The 20,856-nt window shown below is 46.2% G+C and carries 19 protein-coding genes; 6 read left to right on the forward strand and 13 right to left on the reverse strand.

The features are described from left to right. Nucleotides 1-14: 14 nt before the first annotated feature. The gene (locus IS446_RS14370) at nucleotides 15-2,378 is read right to left on the reverse strand and encodes a GAF domain-containing protein (protein ID WP_203061451.1); all 2,364 of its coding nucleotides are present in this window, start codon (nucleotides 2,376-2,378) and stop codon (nucleotides 15-17) included. Nucleotides 2,379-2,775: 397 nt separating this feature from the next. Between IS446_RS14370 and IS446_RS14375 the strand changes: the two genes are divergently transcribed. Next, nucleotides 2,776-3,660 carry a metallophosphoesterase gene (locus tag IS446_RS14375; RefSeq protein WP_203061452.1) on the forward strand — a complete coding sequence of 295 codons (885 nt, stop codon included), beginning with the start codon at nucleotides 2,776-2,778 and terminating at the stop codon, nucleotides 3,658-3,660. A gap of 76 nt (nucleotides 3,661-3,736) precedes the next feature. Here the strand turns inward: IS446_RS14375 and IS446_RS14380 are convergent, their stop codons facing one another. The 7 genes from IS446_RS14380 to trmB all read right to left on the reverse strand — a co-directional run bounded on the left by IS446_RS14380 (nucleotide 3,737) and on the right by trmB (nucleotide 8,504). Next, nucleotides 3,737-4,057, reverse strand: a complete 321-nt coding sequence (locus tag IS446_RS14380; protein ID WP_203061453.1) for a 2Fe-2S iron-sulfur cluster-binding protein — start codon at nucleotides 4,055-4,057, stop codon at nucleotides 3,737-3,739. Nucleotides 4,058-4,134: 77 nt separating this feature from the next. Then, nucleotides 4,135-5,187, reverse strand: a complete 1,053-nt coding sequence (locus IS446_RS14385; RefSeq protein ID WP_203061454.1) for an NAD(P)/FAD-dependent oxidoreductase — start codon at nucleotides 5,185-5,187, stop codon at nucleotides 4,135-4,137. Between the two features lie 109 nt (nucleotides 5,188-5,296). Further along, nucleotides 5,297-5,536 (reverse strand): NifU family protein, encoded by a 240-nt coding sequence (locus IS446_RS14390; RefSeq protein ID WP_203061455.1) that lies wholly within the window; start codon nucleotides 5,534-5,536, stop codon nucleotides 5,297-5,299. A 3-nt stretch (nucleotides 5,537-5,539) separates the two neighbouring features. Further along, a complete protein-coding gene (locus tag IS446_RS14395) occupies nucleotides 5,540-6,673 on the reverse strand; it encodes an Mrp/NBP35 family ATP-binding protein (RefSeq protein ID WP_203061456.1) in 1,134 nt (377 codons plus the stop codon). A gap of 181 nt (nucleotides 6,674-6,854) precedes the next feature. Then, nucleotides 6,855-7,208, reverse strand: a complete 354-nt coding sequence (locus IS446_RS14400; protein ID WP_203061457.1) for an MGMT family protein — start codon at nucleotides 7,206-7,208, stop codon at nucleotides 6,855-6,857. Continuing rightward, nucleotides 7,195-7,830, reverse strand: a complete 636-nt coding sequence (locus tag IS446_RS14405; protein WP_203061458.1) for a LysE family transporter — start codon at nucleotides 7,828-7,830, stop codon at nucleotides 7,195-7,197. The genes IS446_RS14400 and IS446_RS14405 overlap by 14 nt, the downstream gene beginning before the upstream one ends. Continuing rightward, nucleotides 7,830-8,504, reverse strand: coding sequence for a tRNA (guanosine(46)-N7)-methyltransferase TrmB (gene trmB / locus IS446_RS14410; RefSeq protein WP_203061459.1), 675 nt, complete (start codon nucleotides 8,502-8,504; stop codon nucleotides 7,830-7,832). The genes IS446_RS14405 and trmB overlap by 1 nt, the downstream gene beginning before the upstream one ends. Before the next feature lie 71 nt (nucleotides 8,505-8,575). Here trmB and IS446_RS14415 point away from each other — a divergent pair, with 71 nt between their 5' ends. Beyond that, nucleotides 8,576-9,646, forward strand: a complete 1,071-nt coding sequence (locus IS446_RS14415) for a glycosyltransferase (protein ID WP_203061460.1) — start codon at nucleotides 8,576-8,578, stop codon at nucleotides 9,644-9,646. On the opposite strand, the gene IS446_RS14420 is transcribed toward IS446_RS14415, so the two are convergent. Next, on the reverse strand, nucleotides 9,575-10,663 hold the full coding sequence (locus tag IS446_RS14420; protein WP_203061461.1) for a sensor histidine kinase: 1,089 nt from the start codon (nucleotides 10,661-10,663) through the stop codon (nucleotides 9,575-9,577). The two genes, IS446_RS14415 and IS446_RS14420, sit on opposite strands and share 72 nt — an antisense overlap. A 55-nt stretch (nucleotides 10,664-10,718) precedes the next feature. Further along, complete coding sequence (locus IS446_RS14425) at nucleotides 10,719-11,405, reverse strand: response regulator transcription factor (protein WP_203061462.1); 687 nt, start codon at nucleotides 11,403-11,405, stop codon at nucleotides 10,719-10,721. A 178-nt stretch (nucleotides 11,406-11,583) separates the two neighbouring features. Here IS446_RS14425 and IS446_RS14430 point away from each other — a divergent pair, with 178 nt between their 5' ends. The 3 genes from IS446_RS14430 to IS446_RS14440 all read left to right on the forward strand — a co-directional run bounded on the left by IS446_RS14430 (nucleotide 11,584) and on the right by IS446_RS14440 (nucleotide 17,451). After that, nucleotides 11,584-14,373, forward strand: coding sequence for a TonB-dependent receptor (locus IS446_RS14430; protein ID WP_203061463.1), 2,790 nt, complete (start codon nucleotides 11,584-11,586; stop codon nucleotides 14,371-14,373). 50 nt (nucleotides 14,374-14,423) lie between these two features. Beyond that, nucleotides 14,424-16,394: a hypothetical protein gene (locus IS446_RS14435; RefSeq protein ID WP_203061464.1), complete on the forward strand. Its 1,971-nt coding sequence runs from the start codon at nucleotides 14,424-14,426 to the stop codon at nucleotides 16,392-16,394. An 82-nt stretch (nucleotides 16,395-16,476) separates the two neighbouring features. Then, the gene (locus tag IS446_RS14440; protein WP_203061465.1) at nucleotides 16,477-17,451 is read left to right on the forward strand and encodes a LuxE/PaaK family acyltransferase; all 975 of its coding nucleotides are present in this window, start codon (nucleotides 16,477-16,479) and stop codon (nucleotides 17,449-17,451) included. A gap of 65 nt (nucleotides 17,452-17,516) precedes the next feature. Here IS446_RS14440 and IS446_RS14445 read toward each other — a convergent pair whose 3' ends face one another. Together IS446_RS14445 and IS446_RS14450 are read right to left on the reverse strand one after the other, a co-directional pair. Further along, complete coding sequence (locus IS446_RS14445; protein WP_203061466.1) at nucleotides 17,517-17,879, reverse strand: endonuclease domain-containing protein; 363 nt, start codon at nucleotides 17,877-17,879, stop codon at nucleotides 17,517-17,519. Between the two features lie 107 nt (nucleotides 17,880-17,986). Beyond that, entirely contained in the window at nucleotides 17,987-18,838 is an 852-nt protein-coding gene (locus IS446_RS14450) for a hypothetical protein (RefSeq protein ID WP_203061467.1), read from the reverse strand. A 92-nt stretch (nucleotides 18,839-18,930) separates the two neighbouring features. Between IS446_RS14450 and IS446_RS14455 the strand changes: the two genes are divergently transcribed. Next, complete coding sequence (locus tag IS446_RS14455) at nucleotides 18,931-19,950, forward strand: LacI family DNA-binding transcriptional regulator (protein WP_203061468.1); 1,020 nt, start codon at nucleotides 18,931-18,933, stop codon at nucleotides 19,948-19,950. A 2-nt stretch (nucleotides 19,951-19,952) separates the two neighbouring features. Here the strand turns inward: IS446_RS14455 and IS446_RS14460 are convergent, their stop codons facing one another. Continuing rightward, on the reverse strand, nucleotides 19,953-20,852 hold the full coding sequence (locus IS446_RS14460) for a GyrI-like domain-containing protein (protein ID WP_203061469.1): 900 nt from the start codon (nucleotides 20,850-20,852) through the stop codon (nucleotides 19,953-19,955). Nucleotides 20,853-20,856: the final 4 nt, after the last annotated feature.

Below are 20,856 nucleotides of genomic sequence, written 5' to 3' on the forward strand. Positions count from 1 at the left end.
CAGGGGCGGATCTTTTATTTGGAGATCTCTTCCATGAGCTCGTCGTAGCTCAGCAGCGGACTTTGATCTTCTTTTTTGTAGAGTATCCCAACGGTGATCGCTCTGAGTCCGCTTACCCCTTGCAGATCTTCTAATTCATGGATCTTAACGTTGGGCGCAAGCACTTGTTTGGCCTGTAAAAGCCTGATGTACCTCAGGTATTCTGCTTCCTCCTGTTTTTGAGAATAGATTATGGTGATCTTTCCGGGTTCGGTCACCCTTTTTTTAGTTCCCTTGATGTGTACCTTATCAATACGCTTTTTAAGGATCTCATACCTCGCGTTATAGGTGCCGTCTACATCAAAATGCTTTTCGTCCATGCGGAAACGTATCGATAAGGGGGAGCTGTGCACCAGGATCAGGGAAGCGACCTCCATGGGGATCGCTAACTGCGGTTTGAGGTTGTAATACATATTTTCCATATGGCACATGGTCTGTAATTGCCATAATTTGAGGTTTTGCAGGTATACCTCTTCGAATTTGCGGTTATTGGCAATAGACTGGCCTATATACATATTGTGCTCTACACCATCTGTTTTGTAACGCTCAAAATAATGAGGAAACATGGCGTAGGCTTCCTTGTGTTTTTCATCGATCACCCGGGCCATTTCCTTATTGATACGCTTTACGGTGGTGTCGTATCGTTGCCTGGCCGTATAATACATTTTAACCGGATCGTTGAGCTCACTTCTGTAAGCCTGCACTAAGTTGCTGAGGTCGTTGTTAAGTGCGGCTACAGCTTCCAGAGCCGGATGGATCTCATTCTCGAGGAATTCGGTGATGAGGGCTTCAGAATTTGTTCTGAAGTTCTTGTTGATCTCGTTCAGGAAACTATCGATCTGAAAAATATACTCTTCATATATAGGAAGTCCCTGGCTGGTGATCGCTTCCCTGAATATGGCCTTAAGCGCATTTAGCTGGTCTCCCAGGTCCTTTTTGGTGGCCTCGTTTCGAACTACCGAAGAGTTGCGTATGTCGATCTGTCCGTACAGCGGATATACTTCCTTGAATGTGATGTCTTTCAGGGAGGTGGTTATTCCGTTGTTCAGATCGGAGAGGTAGCGTTTTGCCTCCTTGACGAACTTCCAGCGTACACTTCGATGAAGGGAGGTGTATTCGTTCTGGATAATGGCTTCTATACGGTTTTTCTTTTCCTGTTTTGTGCGGATGGTAGCGGCAACGATAAAGGCCATGATATCGGTAAGCTTGTGTGCATTAACACTATTTAGCTGGTGAGTTTTGGGAGAAAGTAATTCGAGTACCCCCAGTAGTTGTCCTTTATGGGTGATGGGAGCAAGTATCGCACTCTTGAATCCCTGACGGAAATAAGAGGCATAGGGCTCAGCTCCGTTGGAAACCTCATGGTATTTATCAATATTGGAGATCGCAAAGTACTCGTGTTTATTGAGGATGTTGTCTTTAAAGTCTCTGCACATGACTGAATGGCAATCGTTGTTTTCCTTGTCGAGCATAAAACAAGGAACCTCATGACTCACCTGGTCAAAGGTATCCAGATCGGGGTCGTAGTTGAGGAAGCCTACATGCAGGTCTTTGATCCCAAAGAGCGATTGGAAGATCTTTTGAAATACAGAGACATCGGTAAACCGCTCACTGTCTGAATTGAGTAGCCAGGTCTTTAACTCAGAGATGGCATTGTCAAGGGTCACATCAAAGATATTTGATATCACAAAGCCTTTGAACAGCCAACTGCCCGGTGGGATCTTTTCTTTCCATAATTCAAGGTCATTGAATCCGTCAATGAGTTCTTCGATGTCTTCCGGGGTAAGTTCTTTGGCCTTATCTGTTGGCAGTAATTCCACAAAATCGGCATTGTAGGTAATGCGGTAGTGCTTCAAGATACCCTGCTCATCGGGGATGTCAAAGTATAATGGGCGGCGAAACTGCACGTCAATGCCGTATTGAGCCTTCAATATCACACTACAGGCCATAATGTAGATATGGCCTTCCGGCATATTCCTGATCTCGAACTCATAGTCGTCCGGAGCTTTAGCTAAGATGTCGTCGAATCGCTGAGAAGATTTGAAAATGAGGCCCTCGAAGGGGATTCCGGCAGTTTTGATCTCGTTATGGGTGAGTATCGGACTAAAAGAATCTCTCAGGATCAGGTCGATCTGAGGTTTTAGCTCGGCAATGCGGTTGAGGTCACTGGTGCCTTCCCGCAACTCAGGATAGGCTTCGGCAACAGCCAGTACCTTTTTTGCATGATCGATCAACTCAGGGTCCGCAGACTCCGTTAAGAGGTCTTCGTAACGCTTTAATAGCATATTGAAGCTAATGTTAATGTCTAAGGGCGATTCCTGGAGTTGTTTTCTTCTCATATACTAAAATTACGATATTCCGACCCATTGGTCTGAGAGGTGTCCATGAACTTCCATGACACACGATTAAAAGCGCATTTTCATCGGTGAAATGCATATTTGAAAGAAGGGGGTGTATATGTCGTGCCTATTTACGTTATCCTGACTGAAGTACGGTATATCCCGTTCAAGAGGTATTTCTTCTGACGGAAGGAGAGGGTGGTGTTTAAGTTTTGTATTTTTAGGAGTGAAGGGTGAAGGGTGAAGAGTGATGAGTTAAGGGTGAAGCGACAGGAGTGAGACGTGAATGCATTCACCATTTATAATTCATCATTCCTCCTAAGCAGACTGGGAGCACCTGGCATTACAGGTCCTTATCTTTTAAAACACCTGAACGTGTAAATATAACTTCGGAAGAATGTCAACGATCAACAGGCTTAACAGGGCTTATAAGAACGCGAAGGTGATTCCCTTTGACGATGATTCGCGTTTTATTTTTTTTAGCGATTGCCACAGGGGAGACAACAGTTTTGCCGATGAATTCGCCAATAATCGTAATATCTATTTCCACGCGCTCAAGCAGTATTACCGGGAGGGGTTTACCTATATCGAATTGGGTGATGGCGACGAGCTTTGGGAGAGTAAGTTCGAAGACATCTTCGAAGCCCATAAGAACATCTTCTTTTTACTCAGAGATTTCTATAACAAGGGCCGTTTACATATGCTTTACGGGAATCACGATGTGCTGTATCGCAATAATGAAGTAGTTAAAAAGCATTATCAAAGCTGGATCAATCCCGAAAACCAGGAAGAGGAAGCTTTAATGCCCGGATTAAAATTTCATGAGTCTCTTGTTTTAAAGCATACGGAAACCGGCCGGGAATTGTTTTTGGTGCACGGGCATCAGGCCGACTGGTTCAATTATGTCATGTGGCCATTGGCTCGTTTTATGGTGCGTGTGCTATGGCGCCCTTTACAGGTTGTTGGGATCTCCGACCCGACCAGTCCGGCAAAGAACAATAAGGAGCTTTTTAAGGTAGAGAGACGCATGAAGCAGTGGATCGCTTCAATGGGGAATATGGTGACCATCATGGGACATACCCACCGTCCGCGATTTCCTGAGCCCGGCGATCCTGCCCTTTTTAACGATGGGAGTTGTGTGCACCCCAGGAGCATTACCGGACTTGAACTTTGGCAGGGTAAGCTTACCCTGATCAAGTGGAATCTGGATACAACAGAGGAAGGTTACCTGCAGGTGAGACGCACGGTTTTAGAAGGTCCTACAGCCATTGACCTTTATTGATCAAAGCGCAGGCCCGAGCGTTTGGTCTGATAGATCAGGTTAACATGTTTCTGTATTCCTGTACGAACAAAGATTTCTACACTTCAGGGGCGATCTCGATCTCCAGGCCTTCAAGCGCTTCGGTGATCTGGATCTGGCAGCCAAGTCGGCTGTTGTCTTTAACGTGAAAGGCCTCGGCGAGCATCAGGTCTTCGTCGTCTGTCATTTCAGGCAGCGGGTGATCTGAGTGCACATAGATCTGGCAGGATGCACACATGGCCATGCCTCCGCACGTACCTTCTACAGGCAATTCGTAGGCTTTACATAGTTCCATCAGGTTCATCCCCATATCAGTAGGGGCTTGTACGTCGTGTACAACACCTTCGCGGTCTGTGATCTTTATATTGATATCGGACATAATGCTCAAATAATGCGCAAAAGTAAATAAAAAAAGCCCTGCTTTCACAGGGCTTTATGCAATATTGTGATACCGAGTTAGTTGATCGTTTTGATCACGGCTTTCTCGGCTTCCTTTCTTGTTCCATCAAATCCGTCAATACCACTCACCGTGGTGTATTTCATCACGTAACGTTTTTCAGGATAGATAAGCTTATACGCACTTTGACACATCAGGGTAGCTTCGTGAAAACCACACAGGATAAGCTTCAGTTTTCCGGGGTAGGTGTTCACATCCCCAATAGCATAGATTCCCGGGATATTGGTCTGGTAATCCAGTGTGTTGTCTACCTTGATAGCATTCTTCTCGATCTCCAGTCCCCAGTCGCCAATAGGCCCCAATTTGGGGGACAGCCCAAAAAGCGGAATAAAATGATCGGTTTCCAGGCGTATCTTTTCATCTTCTCTTTCTACCGTAAGCGCCTCCAGGTGGTCTTCTCCGTGAAGTTCGGTAACTTCTGCCGGGGTGATCAGGTTGATCTTACCGAGCTTTTTAAGTTCTTCTACCTTTTCTACAGAATCCAGGGCTCCGCGAAATTCGTTGCGTCGGTGAATGAGGGTTACCTCAGAGGCCACATCGGCCAGGAAGATGCTCCAGTCGAGGGCAGAGTCACCACCACCGGCGATCACCACCTTTTTGTCGCGGTACATCTCCGGGTCTCTGATTATGTATTCAACCCCTTTATCTTCAAACTTATCCAGGTTCTCGAGCAGTGGCTTACGCGGCTCGAAACTTCCGAGTCCGCCGGCAATAGCAACCACGGGAGCGTGGTGTTTCGTACCTTTATTGGTGGTTACGATAAATGAACCGTCTTCTTGTTTCTCAATGGTTTCTGCTCTTTCTCCCAGGGTGAATCCCGGGTCAAAAGGTTTGATCTGTTCCATGAGGTTGTCTACCAGGTCACCTGCCAAAACCTCGGGAAATCCGGGGATATCGTAGATAGGCTTCTTCGGGTAGATCTCTGCACACTGTCCTCCCGGTTGAGGCAAGGCATCGATAAGGTGACATTTAAGTTTTAATAATCCGGCTTCAAATACGGTAAAAAGTCCGGTAGGACCGGCTCCGATTATTAAGATGTCTGTTTTGATCATAGTGTAATCTTTTTAGGACATAAGTCCTGATCTGTTATATAGCATAAAGGGTTAACACCGCTTTTTTATGGACTGCGTTTACCCGGGTCATGCCCTTAGTCGTAACAGATCACTCTACATTAACAACTTGTTCGATCTGGGGGACGTATTTTTTTATGGTCATTTCGACCCCGCTCTTCAGGGTCATCTGGTTTACGCTACACCCGACGCAGGTGCCTTCGAGCCTGACCTTAACGAATTTGTCATTTTCAATGGCTACCAGGGAGATGTCTCCCCCGTCATTTTGTAAAAAGGGTCTGATCTCTGCCAGCGCCTTTTCCACGTTAATTTTGATTTCTTCTGAGGTCATGTGCTATTTTTTATTAACGGCAGAACAACCGGCCATAGTGGTGATCTTGATCGCCTCTGTCGGTGGTAAACTGGTGTTTCTGTTCACTACTTCCTGAACCACGTTTCTCGTAAGTTCTTCGAAGGCCTCTGCCAGAGGGGTTTCGGTTTGCAGCGCTGCGGGTCTTCCGTAGTCTCCTGCCTCACGAATACTTTGTACGATCGGGATCTCTCCGAGGAATGGCACTTCAAGGTCTTCTGCGAGGTTCTTGGCACCTTCCTTTCCGAAGATGTAATATTTATTTTCAGGTAGCTCTTCCGGAGTGAAATAAGCCATGTTTTCTATGATACCCAGTACCGGAACATTGATGCTGTCCTGACGGAACATCGCCACTCCTTTTTTCGCGTCGGCAAGGGCAATGTTCTGAGGTGTACTCACCACAACAGCTCCGGTGATCGGAAGCGACTGCATGATGCTCAGGTGAATGTCTCCGGTTCCCGGAGGCAGGTCGAGCAGAAGGAAATCCAGTTCTCCCCAATCGGCATCGAAGATCATTTGGTTCAAGGCCTTTGCAGCCATAGGGCCTCTCCAGATCACTGCCTGATTAGGTTGGGTGAAAAAACCTATGGAGAGTAATTGAACCCCGTAGTTCTCTACCGGCTTCATTTTTGATTTTCCATCTACGTTTACTGCCAGTGGGCGCTGTCCGTCAACATCGAGCATGATAGGCATGGACGGCCCGTAAATATCGGCATCAAGTAATCCTACCTTAAAGCCCATTTTGGCGAGGGATACAGCCAGGTTGGCGGTAACGGTAGATTTTCCTACCCCTCCTTTTCCTGATGCTACCGCAACAATATTCTTGATCCCCGGAATGGCCTTTCCTTTGATCTCCGGTTTTTTTTCGGGAGCCTCCACTTTGACATTCACTTTTACCTTAGCCTTTTGATATACTTTATCGTGAATGGTCTTGAGGATCTCTACTTCGGTCTTCTTCTTGGCTTGTAAGCTCGGATTGTTAATGGTGATGTCTACCACAACTTCATCTGCGAAACAAACTACATTGGTTACTGCTCCGCTCTCGATCATGTTCTGGCCCTCTCCGGGAGCAGAGATCGTTTCCAGCGCAGCAATAACATCTTTTTTATTGATTTTCATAGGGTTATGTCCTGGTGATTTTCAGCGTTTCTTTTTTAAACTCATTCTAAATTGCAAAGATACACTTTCGTTGGCACATAATGAAAATGGTGCTATTCGGGGCATCTATGAGTGAATTGTTGTTCTTTATGGTTTAGGGAACTGAACGGCACAAAAGTACATAAAATCGACCTGAAGAGCCTTAGAAATCGTTGCTTAGTTCGGTGTTTGGGTCCCAGTAATATTTGTCCAGGTTTTGCACCTGGTCATTGGCGATCTCCACCCCTTCGCTTTCCAGAAGTTGTTGCATGAGATTGGTGCCCTGAAAATGGTGTTTCCCGGTAAGAAGGCCGGAACGGTTAACCACCCGATGTGCCGGAACATCGTCCCTGTTGTGGGATGCGTTCATGGCCCATCCGACCATTCTGGCACTTCCGCCGCTACCCAGATAGCGGGCAATTGCCCCATAAGAGGTTACCCTGCCGTAAGGTATGAGCTTTACGACTTCATAGACCTTCTGGAAAAAGGATATGCTTTTATCGCTATAGGTCGGCATAGAACAGTCGGATCAGGGTGATGATGAGTAAAACGCCCATAAGTCCGCTGAGAATGTAGTCGGAATAACGGGAGAAATAATCGGTTTTTGCTTCCAGCTTGTCAAAGTAGAACACATACATATACAACATGGCGAAGGTGCCTAAGCCTGCAGCAAGAATAAAGATGAGAATGTCGGCAAGTTCGAACTTGATCCACCCCGATACGTTCCACGCCGCATTGAGTCCGCAGAAATACGCTATGGGCAGCACATTGAAAAAGGAAATGAGCATGCCTTTAAAAAAGAGGTTCTTGCGCTTTATCTTGACTACTCTTTTCTTCTTTACCTTATTCTTGTTGGCGATCACCAGGAAGTACACGGCAAAGAAGGCAAAAACCACAATAGCGACCTTCAGGAGAATGTCGATCACGAACGGATTGTTGTACAGGTATTTTGAAATTAGTACTCCGATATAGGCCTGTATCACCACGGTTGCCGAAGCTCCGGCTGAGAAAATGATCCCGCCCTGCTTACCTCTTTTGGCTCCGGTACGAGCTGCTGAGATATTGATGAGGCCGGGAAAGACCACCCCCATAAGTGCGGCCGAGAAGGTTGCAAAGAACAGGATGATGTGATGTACCATTAGCGTAGTTTGAACTTGATATAGGTTATGGGTTTCCCTTCTTCAAGATACTGCTTTTCGTAAAAGGTTTGTATCGTGGTCACTTCTTCGGGGCTGCCGTGATTTTTATAGACGTCGTGATTGGCGTAAAGCACTTCTTCTTCAAGCCCGTGTAAAAGACCCAGGGTATATCCATGCATGAATTCACTGTCGGTTTTCAGGTGAACGAGACCACCGGGTTTCAGGATATTTCTGTAGCGGTCGAGAAAGATCTTGTTGGTAAGCCTGTGCTTGGTGCGCTTGTATTTGATCTGTGGGTCTGGGAAGGTGATCCAGATCTCATCGACTTCGTTGGCCTCAAAAAGGTCTTCGATAAGTTCGATCTGTGTGCGCAGAAAGCACACGTTCTCCAGATTTTCCTCCAGGGCTGTTTTTGCTCCCCTCCAAAAACGGGCACCTTTAATATCGATCCCGATAAAATTCTTTTCAGGGAATTTGCGGGCCATTCCCACCGAGTATTCTCCTTTTCCGCACCCGAGCTCCAGCACGATAGGGTTGTTGTTCTTAAAATACAACTCGCTCCATTTGCCTTTGTATTCGAATTGGTTGTTTGTTACCGTCTCTCTCGAGGGCTGGATAACATTTGAGAAACTCTCGTTCTCTCTGAATCGCTTTAGCTTGTTCTTACTGCCCACAACAATTATTTAATTTAATGGCAAAATTAACGAAATCTTTCTCATGGAAAAATCCGGTTATTTTACCAGTAATGAGAAAGATGCAAAGAATACTCGTAGCGCCCCTTAACTGGGGGTTGGGTCATGCCACTCGGTGTATCCCGATCATCAGGGAGCTCAAAGCGAACGGATTTGATCCTGTGATCGCTTCAGACGGGGTAGCCCTGGAGTTGCTGAAGACCGAATTTGATGATCTGGAATTTGTCGAGTTGCCGGGCTATCAGGTGGAATACGCCAAAAAACCAGGGTACTTTAAGTGGAAGTTATTGCTCAATTCGCCCAAAATGATGAAGGCGGTGGCCAAGGAGCGCAAGCTGGTTAAAAAACTGGTAAAGGACCTGGCGTTAGATGGGATCATCTCTGATAACCGACTGGGTGTGTATTCCAAAAAAGTACCCTCGGTATTTATGACCCATCAGTTAAATGTGCTCAGTGGAAATACCAGTGCCATAAGTACGGCGATCCACCAACGGTATATCAGTAAGTTCGATGTGTGCTGGGTGCCGGATACGGCAGGAGAGCCTAATCTTAGTGGTGTCCTTGGTCATCCCGACAGGCCGCTTCACGACGTGCGTTACTTAGGTCCATTAAGCCGGTTGGAGAAGCTTGAACTGCCGGTAAAATACGATCTCTTCGTACTGCTTTCCGGGCCGGAGCCCCAGAGGACCCTGTTGGAGGAAAGGTTATTGGATGAGCTGCAGGACTTTGCAGGGCAGGTGCTCTTTGTGCGCGGGAAAATAGAAGCCAGGCAAACCGTAATGTCTAAAGGGCATATGAAGGTTTATAACTTTATGAATTCTGAACAACTCGAGGTAGCCTTCAGTAAAAGCAGCCTGGCACTTTGTCGTTCGGGCTATACGACCATCATGGACCTCGCTAAGCTCGAAAAGAAGGCTTTCTTTATACCCACACCGGGTCAATACGAACAGGAGTATCTTGCAAAGAGACTCGACGAGCAGGGGTTGGTACCTTTTGCAGCTCAGGATACTTTTAAAGTAGACATGCTCAACCGGGTGAAAGACTATAAAGGTCTAGGAGGATTTAACCTCGACTTCGATACCCATGGGATCTTTGATGTCTTTGCTTCGTTCCAGAGTAAATGAAAACTCCGATCCTACTCCAAATACACTTTCCACATAGATGCGCTCATGGTGGGCTTCAATAATGTGTTTAACGATAGAAAGACCGAGTCCTGAACCTCCTTCTTTGCGGTTTCCGCTTTTATCTACACGATAAAAACGTTCGAACAACCTTGGGATATTTTGTTCTTCAATACCTTCTCCGTTGTCGGTAATCCGAACGATGATCTTATTTTTGATAAGGTCTTCCACACTTACTTCGGTGGTTCCGTCTACCTTTCCATATTTAATGGAGTTGACCACCAGGTTGGTGACCACCTGCTGAATACGCTCCCGGTCTGCATGAACCATGATCGGTTTCGGATAGTTCATGTCGAAGGTGAGTTTGATGTTCTTTCTGGCAGCCTTCATCTCCATCATATCGAAAACATTCTGTACCAATTCTATGATATTGAAGTCTTCTTTTTCCAGGTGAAGATCACCGGTCTCTAATTTGGAGATCATATCGAGGTCGCGAACAATATAGATCAGTCGGTCTAAACCTTTGCCGGCACGCTGTAGGTATTTTTTACGAACGGTCTTGTCGTCTATGGCGCCGTCTATCAGGGTTTCGATATAACCCTGAACGGTAAACAGGGGTGTTTTCAATTCGTGTGAGATATTACCCAGGAATTCCTTTCGGTAGGAATCGCGGACCTTAAGGCTTTCGATCTCAACCTTTTTCTTATTGGCAAAACGTTCGATCTCCCTGGTTAGAGTCTGCATGTCGGTCGTTACGGGTTGCTCGTTTAGGTCACTTTGCTCAAGTAAGGACACATCGTCGTAGATACGTTTAACCCTTCTGTAAATAAAACGTTCTACTCTGAACTGGATGATTAGAAAGGCAATGAGAAAGAGGCAGACCGAAAAGGCCAGGACCGCCCATAAGTGAAAGATGTCAAAAGCGAACAGGAAGGATGCGAGTAAAAAGGTGCTTATCCCAGTGATGTACGCTGATGACCTCAGGGCAAACCGATATGATTTTTTTAATTTTTGTGCCAAGAGGGTATGTTTTCCTCAAAGTTAGGGAAATATAGTATAGGGGCAGAAATGATGCTTATTGCACAAACTTGTACCCTACGCCCTTAACGGTCTTAAAATGCTCGTCGCCGATCTTTTCACGAAGCTTTCTGATGTGTACATCAATGGTACGGCCACCAACAACAACCTCGTTACCCCAAACCTGGTCGAGAATATCTTCGCGCTTAAATACTTTTCCGGGTCGGGATGCCAGTAGTGAAAGCAGTTCGAACTCTTTTCTCGGAAGAATGATCTCCTTCCCGTCCTGGATGATCTTGTATTCGTCCCGGTTAATAATAATGTCTCCGGCCCTTACTATGTCATCTTCAGGTTCGTCCTGCTCTTTAAGGCGTCTCAACAGGGATTTTACCTTACTGGTCAGGAGTTTTGGTTTGATGGGTTTGGTGATGTAATCGTCTGCTCCGGCATCAAATCCTGCTACCTGGGAGTAGTCTTCACCACGAGCGGTAAGAAAGGTGATAAGGGTGTTACTGAGGTCCGGATTGGCTCTGAGTTTTTCGCAGGTCTCGATCCCGTCCATTTCCGGCATCATGACATCCAGGATGATCAGGTGAGGTTTTTCTTTTTTGGCTATCTGAATGGCTTCCACTCCGTTTTCGGCTGTGCTTACACGGTAGCCTTCAGATGAAAGATTATAGCCTACGATCTCCAGGATATCCGGTTCATCGTCTACTAAAAGGATCTTTATTTCCTTCTTTTTCATACGATTTATGATTGAATTTATGCTCAAAAGTAAAGATAAAACTAAAATACAAAACCGCTTAACAATGATTTAATATCGTAACAAAAAGGTAACACCACCCCCGTGGCGTTTTAACTCACGTGTAACATCCTAACGGGATAAGCGCAGTTTATTTGCACCAGAACATTTAAACGAAGTAATGAGACGTATTTTATTGTTGACAGCGGTGCTTTTTTCCGCCTTAACCTTTGCCCAAGATCAGAATGGTTCTATTGCCGGGAAGATTCTCGACAAAGAAATGAACAATGATCCCCTACCTTTTGCTAATGTGCAGCTTGCAGGAACTACCAAGGGGACCACAACCGACTTTGATGGTTTGTATGAGCTTACCAATATCGCTCCAGGTACGTATACCGTAGTAGTGAGTTTTGTAGGGTATGAAACCCTCCAGATCCCCGGAGTGGTAGTAGAGGCAGGTAAGGTTACCGAAGTAAACACCACTTTAGGTGCCGGTAGCGTAAGCCTCGATGAAGTAGTGGTTACAACTACCGTTAGAAGAGATTCAGAAACTGCTTTATTATTAGATCAAAAGAAGGCTGTAGAGATCAAAGAAAGTATCGGAGCCCAGCAACTTACCAAGATCGGGGTTTCTGATGCTGCTACAGCAACCACTAAGATCTCAGGGGTTACCAGTAGTGAAGGTTCCGGAGACGTGTTTATTCGCGGACTCGGAGATCGTTACCTGAGTACCACCCTTAACGGACTTCCAATTCCGTCAGATGATGTAAACAGAAAGAATATCGACCTGGGATTATTCCCAACACGAGTGATCCAGAATGTAGGGATCTCTAAAACCTATAGCGTTGAGAACGTGGCCGATCAGGCTTCAGGTACTGTAGATGTATCGTCAAGGGAGCTTGTGGGAGATCAGCAGTTTAGCGTTCGCGTTAGAGGAGGTGCTAATACCAACGTGCTTTCTGATGGTGTTGCCGATAATTTTAAGGTATCTCCAATGGAAGACGATGTGACCTTAGGTTTCTACGATCAGAAGGACCTTACCTTTAACAATATGCTGGGACAGTCATGGAACACCCAGACCACTTCTGCTCCTTATAACGGAAGTGTCGCTATCACAGCCGGTAAAAAGATCGGAGAGAAACTAAAGCTTTTCTTCACAGGGTCACAATCGGCATCGCATCAATACCGCGAAGGTACCTTCAAGCAGTTCGATCAGAACTTCCTGGACGATAGTCTGAACGATGTTACCGAATACAATAAGAATGTAACGACTTCAGGGCTTTTCGATGCGACCTATGCCTTTGATTACAACAACAAGATCAAATTTAATACCCTTTTGATCAACACCCTTAGAGGAGAACTCTATGAGGCCGGTCGTGACGGGAAAGGATTGATCTTCGAAGAGACCAACCCTGCTGAAGGGCTTTCACAGTTCATCAGAGACCAGAATATCAAGCAAACCCGCCTTTGGGTAACCCAGCTTTCGGGTACGCACCCGCTGTTCAAGAACAATCAGATCGATTGGGCCATCGGGTACAACCGTGTAGATGCCGACGAGCCTAACCGTATTCGTAACGAGGTGAACTTTAATGAAGAGAAAGTTCAGTTGGCGAGAACCGGTGGATTCCAGCAACGTAAGTCCCTTCAAAAGATCGGGGACGATGAATACAACGCCAAACTTAAAGACGTGATCACCTTCAAGGATGAAGACGATTACAAGATGGCGCTTACTCTGGGAGGTAGTTTCCGTTACAAGGAGCGTAACTTCGTTTCTCAGGTGTACGGGGTAGAGGAGGCCTTTACCGATGCAGTGAATCCTCCTTCAATAGACGATCTGGGATCGATCTTTATCCGCTCTAACTTTGCAAACCAGTTGCTGAGCTTCAACGTGCAGTCGCCTGACCGTTATGAGGCCGATCTACAGTCTATTGCCGGATTTGCAAGTTTTAACCTCGGACTTGATAAGTGGAACTTCAACCTTGGAGCCCGTTTCCAGGACGACGACCTGAAAGTGGTTTACAACGTAGGAAACATTCCCGGACGTATCGGGGAGAATGATAAAGCGTATCAAAATATCTATCCAAGTTTTAACGTAAAATATACCCTTGGGGAGAACAGTGCCCTGCGTTTTGCAACCAGCCGTACCATTACCCTTCCCGAGTTCAAGGAGATCGCTCCTTTCGAATACGTATCTCAGACCGGACAGATCACCAGAGGTAATCCTGATCTTGAAGCTTCTACCAACTTCAACTATGACCTGAAATGGGAGTATTTCCCAAGCAGAGGTGAGTTGATCTCACTAGCAGCTTTTTACAAAGAGATCCAGGATCCTATTAACCGTGTGATCACAAGAGGGGCATCGAATATCTTCTCTTATTTCAACACCAGTGAGAAAGCAGAAGTTTTCGGACTGGAATTCGAGAGTCGACTTGACCTGCTTAAATCAGAAGAGGAAAAGCAAGGCGTAGACCTTGGGTTGAGCATGAACGCTACCCGTATGTGGCACAACCAGGATCTTAAAGAGAATGTAGATCCTGAAACCGGAAGGATCGTTCAGACCTTCCGTTATAAAGGGAAGACCGAGACCGGACTGCAGGGAGCTGCCGACTGGATCTTTAACGGGACCCTGAACTTTGAAGCTAAGTCTGAGAATCCGTTCACAGCAGCACTTACAGCAAACTATTCTTCAGATAAGATCTTCTCACTTGGTGGGGCACCGCTTAACCAGCAGGAGAGCGAGACCGAATACAATGACGAGATCATCGAAAAAGGTTTTGTTACCCTTGACCTGGTACTCGGTAAGCGTATCGGAGAGCACTGGAACCTGCAATTAAGAGGACTCAACCTGTTGAATCCGGATATTCAGAGAACACAATTTGTGAAACCTAACGGTGGTGTTGAAACCAATGAGATCGTAAGGTCGTATACCAATGGTTCGGTATTCAGCCTTGGAGTACAATACGACTTTTAATCAATAATCAAATCACTAATAATTCTTAATCTTCATTTATTATTTTAATCATGAGAAAATCATTTCTTAAAATCAGTGCAGTAGCAGCTTTGTTTGCCTCTTTCGCAATCGTAGGTTGTAGTGATGACGAAGGTGTGATCACCGATCCACCGATCATCGAGCCTGAAAACGAACTGGTGGGTGACATCACAGAAGATACCACCCTTGATGCAGCCGTTCCTTACGAGCTTACCGGAATTCTTTCTGTAGAAGCCGGAGCTACGCTTACCATTCCTGCGGGAACGACCATTACTTCTGAGAGAGGTACAGATCGTTATATCGTAGTACAAAAAGGAGGGATGATCGACATCCAGGGAACTGCAGCCAATCCTGTAGTACTTACTTCTAGCAACGGAAACCCCGGTGACTGGGGAGGTTTAGTGATCTGTGGTGATGCAGAGACCACTGCCGGTGCCGATGCTGTTGCAGAAGTAGGTGGACTTATTTACGGGGGGGCTAATCCTGCCGACAATTCAGGGTCTATCGATTACCTGATCATCGAAGGAGCCGGAGCTCAGATCAACTCTGAGTCGCAGTACAACGGACTTTCACTTTACGCTGTTGGTTCAGGGACTTCGATCTCTAACGTGGCTATCCTTAACGGGGCAGACGATGGAGTGGAGTTCTTCGGAGGATCGGTTTCTGTAACCAACCTCTACCTGGAGAACAACGAGGATGACGCTGTAGACTGGACTGAAGGATGGAACGGTGGTGTTACCAATACATACGTGCTTCACACTATCGCTGGTTTCTCTACTGCTGTTGAGGCTGACGGAGATAACGCGAACCCTACGATCAATAACTTCACTGCTGTGTCTGAGACCGGAGGTCTTGCCCTTCAGTTCAAGAAGCAGTCTGGTGCGACGATCACCGGTCTTTCACTTACCGGATATGATACTTCAGTAGATCTTCCAAATGCTGCCGATCCCGGAAACCCAACCGATACTGAGCTTGCTAATATTCAGATCGAAGGTGAAAATGCAGACCCGGGTAAAACCTATACGACTGCTCCTACTGTAGATGTTAACGAATTTGACTGGGTGTCTAACCGTGACGCTGTTGAAGGGAACATTCTTCAGGGAACTGTAACCGGAGATGTTGTTCTTGACGCTTCTGTGGCTTACACGCTTAACTCTTCATACATCGTTGAGGCTGGTGCTTCTTTGACCATCCCTGCTGGAACTAAGATCACTGCCCGTGACGGAGGTACCGATGTGTACATCGCTGTGCTTAAAGGAGCAACTATCAATGTAGAAGGTACCGAAACCAATCCTGTAGTGATGGCTTCTGCCAGCGGGAATCCTGGTGACTGGGGTGGATTGACCATCTGTGGTGATGCTACCACTACTGCCGGTATCGATGCTGTTGCAGAGGTAGGTGGATTCATCTACGGAGGTGATAACGATGCCGATTCTTCAGGAAGCATCCAAAACCTTGTACTTTACGGAACCGGAGCACAGATCAACTCTGAGTCTCAGTACAACGGAATCTCTTTCTACGCTGTAGGATCAGGTACTACTGTTGAGAACATCGCGATCTTTAACGGTGCTGATGACGGAGTTGAATTCTTCGGAGGTACAGTTAACGCTACCAATATCTACCTTGAGAACCTTGAGGATGATGCTGTAGACTGGACAGAAGGATGGAGCGGAACTGCTACCAATACCTATGTTTCTCACACCCTTGCCGGTTTTTCTACTGCTGTTGAGGCCGATGGAGACAATGCTAACCCACAACTTGTAAACTTCACTGCTGTTTCTTCTGTAGGAGGTCTCGCACTTCAGTTCAAGAAGCAGTCGGGAGCTACTTTCGAGAACCTTTATATCGAAGGATACGATACGAACCTTGATATGCCTAACGAAGGTCCTACGACCAACGTGATCATCGATGGTACTCCAGTAGCCAATGCTACCGACAATGTATTCGCTAACGGTACTGCTGTAGATATCAGCAACTGGAGCTGGAAAGACGCTTCTCTGTAAGCATTAGTTGTTTGTAGAAATATTGAAAAGCACCCTTCGGGGTGCTTTTTTATTTTGGCTACTTTTGTAGCCTGTAACTACTATGGATACCCGAAAAATATTTCAGATCAACGGAAATGCAGATTTCACCCGGGCCACCCTGGAGGTGTACAGGTATCAGTACCTGAATAACCCGGTGTACCGAAGGTTTTGTGATCTATTATCGCGCACCCCCGGGACGGTAACCAACCTGGAATCTATTCCCTTTATGCCTATTGACTTTTTTAAGACCCACAAGGTGGTTTCCGCCGAAGGAATGGCAAAGGAGATCTTTACCAGTAGCGGGACTACGGGGAGTAAGACGAGCTCGCACTATGTGCTCGATCCCGAGGTCTATAAGATGAGTTTCCGGGACGGATTTGAACGTTTTTACGGTGCGGTTGAGGACTATGTTGTCTTGGCGCTATTGCCTGCCTATCTCGAGCGTAAAGGCTCTTCGCTTATCTATATGGTGAATGATATGATCCGGCGTTCTGCTTATCCGGAAAGCGGCTTTTTCCTCCACGACTTGGATACCCTTGCCACCTTACTGAAACGTCTGGATGCTGAAGGGAAAAAGGTGCTCCTGATCGGTGTTTCCTTTGCCCTGCTCGATCTCGTGGAAACCCATAGGTTCTCCCTAAATCATACCATCGTTATGGAAACCGGGGGCATGAAGGGGCGACGCAAGGAGCTTATCCGCGCCGAGCTTCATGAGATCCTGAAAAACGGTTTTGGTCTGGAAGCCATTCATTCGGAATACGGAATGACCGAATTGTTGAGCCAGTCGTATTCTAAGGGTAACGGACTCTTTGAGACTCCGCCCTGGATGAAGGTGCTTATTCGCGATATGGAAGATCCCTTTGCCTATGTGGAGAAAGGGAAGACGGGCGGCATCAACGTGATCGACCTCGCTAATATTCATTCCTGTTCCTTTATCGCTACCCAGGACCTTGGGCGTTATCAGGAAAATGGTTTTGAAGTACTTGGCCGCTTTGATAATAGTGATATCCGCGGCTGTAACCTGATGGTGGTGTAAACCTCCCCGACCACTGCTATCGCAGTGCCCACCCCTCCTTGGAAAGGAGGGGGATAATTTAAATTCTAATCGTCAGAGAAGTGACTTGAAATCAAATCTAAGGCCTTTTCAAATGCTTCCCTATCGATCGGGTTTGAAATACGTATTACAGTTATTCCTGATTTTTCAAAGAATAAATCTCGCTTTTGATCTTCAAGCGTCCTGTCCTCAGTGCTGTGATAAGGACCGTCTAATTCTATTATTATTTTTTCAGAAGGACAGTAAAAATCAGCGATGTATTTACCAAATCCTGCTTGCCGCCTGAATTTCCTCCCTTTTAATTTTTTTCCTTGTAATCTGTCCCAGAAAAGATTTTCGTAAAATGTACTTTGCTTGCGAAGTTCTTGCCTAAACTTCTTTTGACTTTTTCGGTTGTAATGCGAACCCATTTAATAAAAATACAGAAAATATACTGTATTTAGTTCTCTGCTTTTAAAGACACGAGCTATTCCCCTCCTTGGAAAGGAGGGGTGGCCGTAGGCCGGGGTGGTTTTGCTCAATCCTCAGTATTAAGCTTAAACCTGTACAAAATCCCACCACTTCCATGATCCCGCTCGTCAGAGATGTACAGGGTCTCATTATCGGGGAAGCAAATACCTTCCTTTTGGGTGCGGTGCTTTAGGTCTATAGCGCTGAACGGCGCTATGGAATCTTGCTCCAAACGATTTTCCGATAACCAGATCTTATCGTGGCTGAGCAAGGCCAGTGTTTTGCCGTCCGGGCTGATGTCTGCAGCGGTAACCCTGCAGGAACTTCCGGAGTCGCAAAGGGTGGTCTTGCCAACAGGTCTGGCCTTGTAGGTTCCGGGAGTAGCCGGTACCGAGAAAACATAGGTCACTGCCTTCTTTTCGTCCGTTTTGTTCTTTGTGAAGATGTATAGCTTTCCCTTGAAGTACACCAGGGCCTCTGCATTATAAGGCTGGTCTTTTTTATGACCGGGATAGGTGAACTCGATCTGTTCCGCTTTCAGCTCATCGGGAGGATTCGAACCGGGATTCGGAACCTTGTAGATATAGAGTTCGTCACGATTGAAATTATTATTCCCGATCTCGGCTATATAGAGATTACCCTCTTCATCGGCGGTAAGGTCTTCCCAATCGCGGTTAGAGGCATTCTTGATGTTGATGTTCGCTTCTATGCTCCCCTGTACGTTCAGGCCGTAGAGGTGGTCCTTATTGCCCGAATCGTTGATCATCCAGATAAGGTCACTGCCGGGAATGACCTCCATTCCTGAATTCTCTCTCATGACATCGGGTAAATAGGTGAGCTTTTCCAGGCCATCAGGAAGGGGAGGTTGGCAATTCAATACCAATACCCCCATAAATAGTATGGGTAATGTCCATTTCATACTAAAAAATACAAACAACCTCATAAAAATAAAAGGGTTTTAAAGATTATGCTTTATTTTTGGTTGTAATCAAAATCCGATAGTCACATATCATGAGAAAGAAGATGACCCTTAAGGAAATTTCGAAGCGTTTTGACGTATCGATATCCACGGTATCCAAGGCATTAAAAGATAGTCCGGAGATCAGTGAAAAGACGCGTAAAATGATCCAGGAGTTTGCCAGGGAGCACAACTATAAGCCCAATAACATTGCACTTAGTTTAAAAAACCAGCAAACCAAGAATATCGGGATCGTTCTTCCGGAGCTACAGCACTTCTTCTTTTCGTCGATCACTACGGGAATCGAGCAATACGCCGCTCAAAGGGGGTATAATGTGATCATCTGTTTGTCGAACGAAACCTTTGAAAAAGAGGTGATCAACATGCAGATGTTGGCCAACGGAAGTATCGACGGATTCATCATGGCACTTTCTCAGGGTACCGAGCGTAAGGGAGATTACCACCACATTCGTGAGGTGATCAACCGTGGGATGCCGGTGGTGATGTTCGACCGGGTGACCAAAGAGGTGGAATGCGATAAGGTGATCATCGACGATTTTGAAGGGTCTTATGATGCCGTCAAGTACCTGATCGATCAGGGACGTAAGCGCATTGCCATTCTCACCATGCCCGATTATATGAGTAGTGTTGGGTTACAGCGTACCGAAGGATATAAGAAGGCGTTGACCGATGCGGGTATCGAGGTCGATGAAAACCTCATTGTTAAGCTTGAGGATTTCTACGAAGGATTTGAAGATATCGAGAAATTATTTCAGGAGAATAAGGTTGACGGTGTGTTTGCGGTAACCGAATTCTTTGCGGTTTCTGCCATTAAGGCGGCACAAAAGCAAGGTCTGAATTGTCCTGAAGATGTTTCTGTGATCGGATTTACCGATGGGATCATTTCCCGAAGCAGTAATCCGGGACTTACTACGGTGAGTCAGCACGGGGAGGAGATCGGCGAACGCGCAGCACGCTTACTTATTGACCGGCTGGAATTCGAAGGCGATGATGAGCCCGATTACACAACCGAATACGTGCACACTTCTATCGTAGAGCGGGAATCTACATGATACTACTTTTCTTCCAGAGGTAAATAGATCGTAGTGGTCCACTGTAGCGCATCACCTCCCATATTGGGATTGTTGTGATAGATCTCTATAGGTGCTTTTTTATAAGCCTTACCATGCTTTTCTGCATAGTCGAAAAGTCGGTACCAGCTTTTTTCAGAAAATCGATAATCTCCGTGATAGGTGGCCTTTAAGGCTTTGCTGCCCGTGAGTTCCCTGAAGAAGATATCAGGACTTTCCGGCCGTAGATCTGTGCGTTTTACCGGGAAGCAAAAGTTGAATTCAAGCATCCTGTTCTCTTCATCCAGGTCGATCACTTCTACAAGGGGGCGGCCATTGGCGGTAAGGCCATTTGAAGCGATGAACCCTGACAAATAACTGTAATCTCGCATCATGCTAAACGCTTTTTTCTCCGGTGTGGTTTTTGACCGGGTGCAGGCGCATAGTTGTTCCGGACTTGCTTCTTCCCCGTCAATAGTGATCGAGAATTGCTTTATGCTTTCATCTAAGAATGATTTGTAATCCAGTACAAGGTCAAGGGTGGTTTGCTCGTATTCGGTATCCTGAAAAGGGATGAGAAGGCGATTAATAAAGCTTTTCCCCGGTTGTGAGATGCCTGCTTTCACCCTGGTAACCGAGTCGTTGAGACGGATAATGTTCCAATCGATCTCAAACGTTTTGTTCGCCACCTTCAGCTGGTGAACCACCCGTTGGTAGGGGGATTTTGATCCTACTGAAGCTACGGTTGTCTCGGTCACCTTTCCCCAGTTGAGAAGCTCCGTATAAACGTGTCCTGTGCTGGTGTTTGCCTTGAACGAGATATTGTAATCATGGGGTTTGATCGCGAAATACCACAATGCAAACCCCAAACCGATAAGGGTGATGATCCCAAAAAGTCGTTTCATACAG

The sequence above is a fragment of the Robertkochia sediminum genome (assembly GCF_016786255.1).
Taxonomy (GTDB): domain Bacteria; phylum Bacteroidota; class Bacteroidia; order Flavobacteriales; family Flavobacteriaceae; genus Robertkochia; species Robertkochia sediminum.

Bases quoted from the DNA above. Each gene is read 5' to 3' on its own strand.
- IS446_RS14380 (WP_203061453.1), bottom strand. From the start codon at position 4,057: ATGTCCGATATCAATATAAAGATCACAGACCGCGAAGGTGTTGTACAC.
- IS446_RS14450 (WP_203061467.1), bottom strand. From the start codon at position 18,838: ATGAAATGGACATTACCCATACTATTTATGGGGGTATTGGTATTGAAT.
- IS446_RS14400 (WP_203061457.1), bottom strand. From the start codon at position 7,208: ATGCCGACCTATAGCGATAAAAGCATATCCTTTTTCCAGAAGGTCTAT.
- IS446_RS14440 (WP_203061465.1), top strand. From the start codon at position 16,477: ATGGATACCCGAAAAATATTTCAGATCAACGGAAATGCAGATTTCACC.
- IS446_RS14435 (WP_203061464.1), top strand. From the start codon at position 14,424: ATGAGAAAATCATTTCTTAAAATCAGTGCAGTAGCAGCTTTGTTTGCC.
- IS446_RS14385 (WP_203061454.1), bottom strand. From the start codon at position 5,187: ATGATCAAAACAGACATCTTAATAATCGGAGCCGGTCCTACCGGACTT.
- IS446_RS14390 (WP_203061455.1), bottom strand. From the start codon at position 5,536: ATGACCTCAGAAGAAATCAAAATTAACGTGGAAAAGGCGCTGGCAGAG.
- IS446_RS14405 (WP_203061458.1), bottom strand. From the start codon at position 7,830: ATGGTACATCACATCATCCTGTTCTTTGCAACCTTCTCGGCCGCACTT.
- IS446_RS14460 (WP_203061469.1), bottom strand. From the start codon at position 20,852: ATGAAACGACTTTTTGGGATCATCACCCTTATCGGTTTGGGGTTTGCA.
- IS446_RS14375 (WP_203061452.1), top strand. From the start codon at position 2,776: ATGTCAACGATCAACAGGCTTAACAGGGCTTATAAGAACGCGAAGGTG.
- IS446_RS14370 (WP_203061451.1), bottom strand. From the start codon at position 2,378: ATGAGAAGAAAACAACTCCAGGAATCGCCCTTAGACATTAACATTAGC.
- IS446_RS14415 (WP_203061460.1), top strand. From the start codon at position 8,576: ATGAGAAAGATGCAAAGAATACTCGTAGCGCCCCTTAACTGGGGGTTG.
- IS446_RS14445 (WP_203061466.1), bottom strand. From the start codon at position 17,879: ATGGGTTCGCATTACAACCGAAAAAGTCAAAAGAAGTTTAGGCAAGAA.
- IS446_RS14395 (WP_203061456.1), bottom strand. From the start codon at position 6,673: ATGAAAATCAATAAAAAAGATGTTATTGCTGCGCTGGAAACGATCTCT.
- IS446_RS14425 (WP_203061462.1), bottom strand. From the start codon at position 11,405: ATGAAAAAGAAGGAAATAAAGATCCTTTTAGTAGACGATGAACCGGAT.
- IS446_RS14455 (WP_203061468.1), top strand. From the start codon at position 18,931: ATGAGAAAGAAGATGACCCTTAAGGAAATTTCGAAGCGTTTTGACGTA.
- IS446_RS14430 (WP_203061463.1), top strand. From the start codon at position 11,584: ATGAGACGTATTTTATTGTTGACAGCGGTGCTTTTTTCCGCCTTAACC.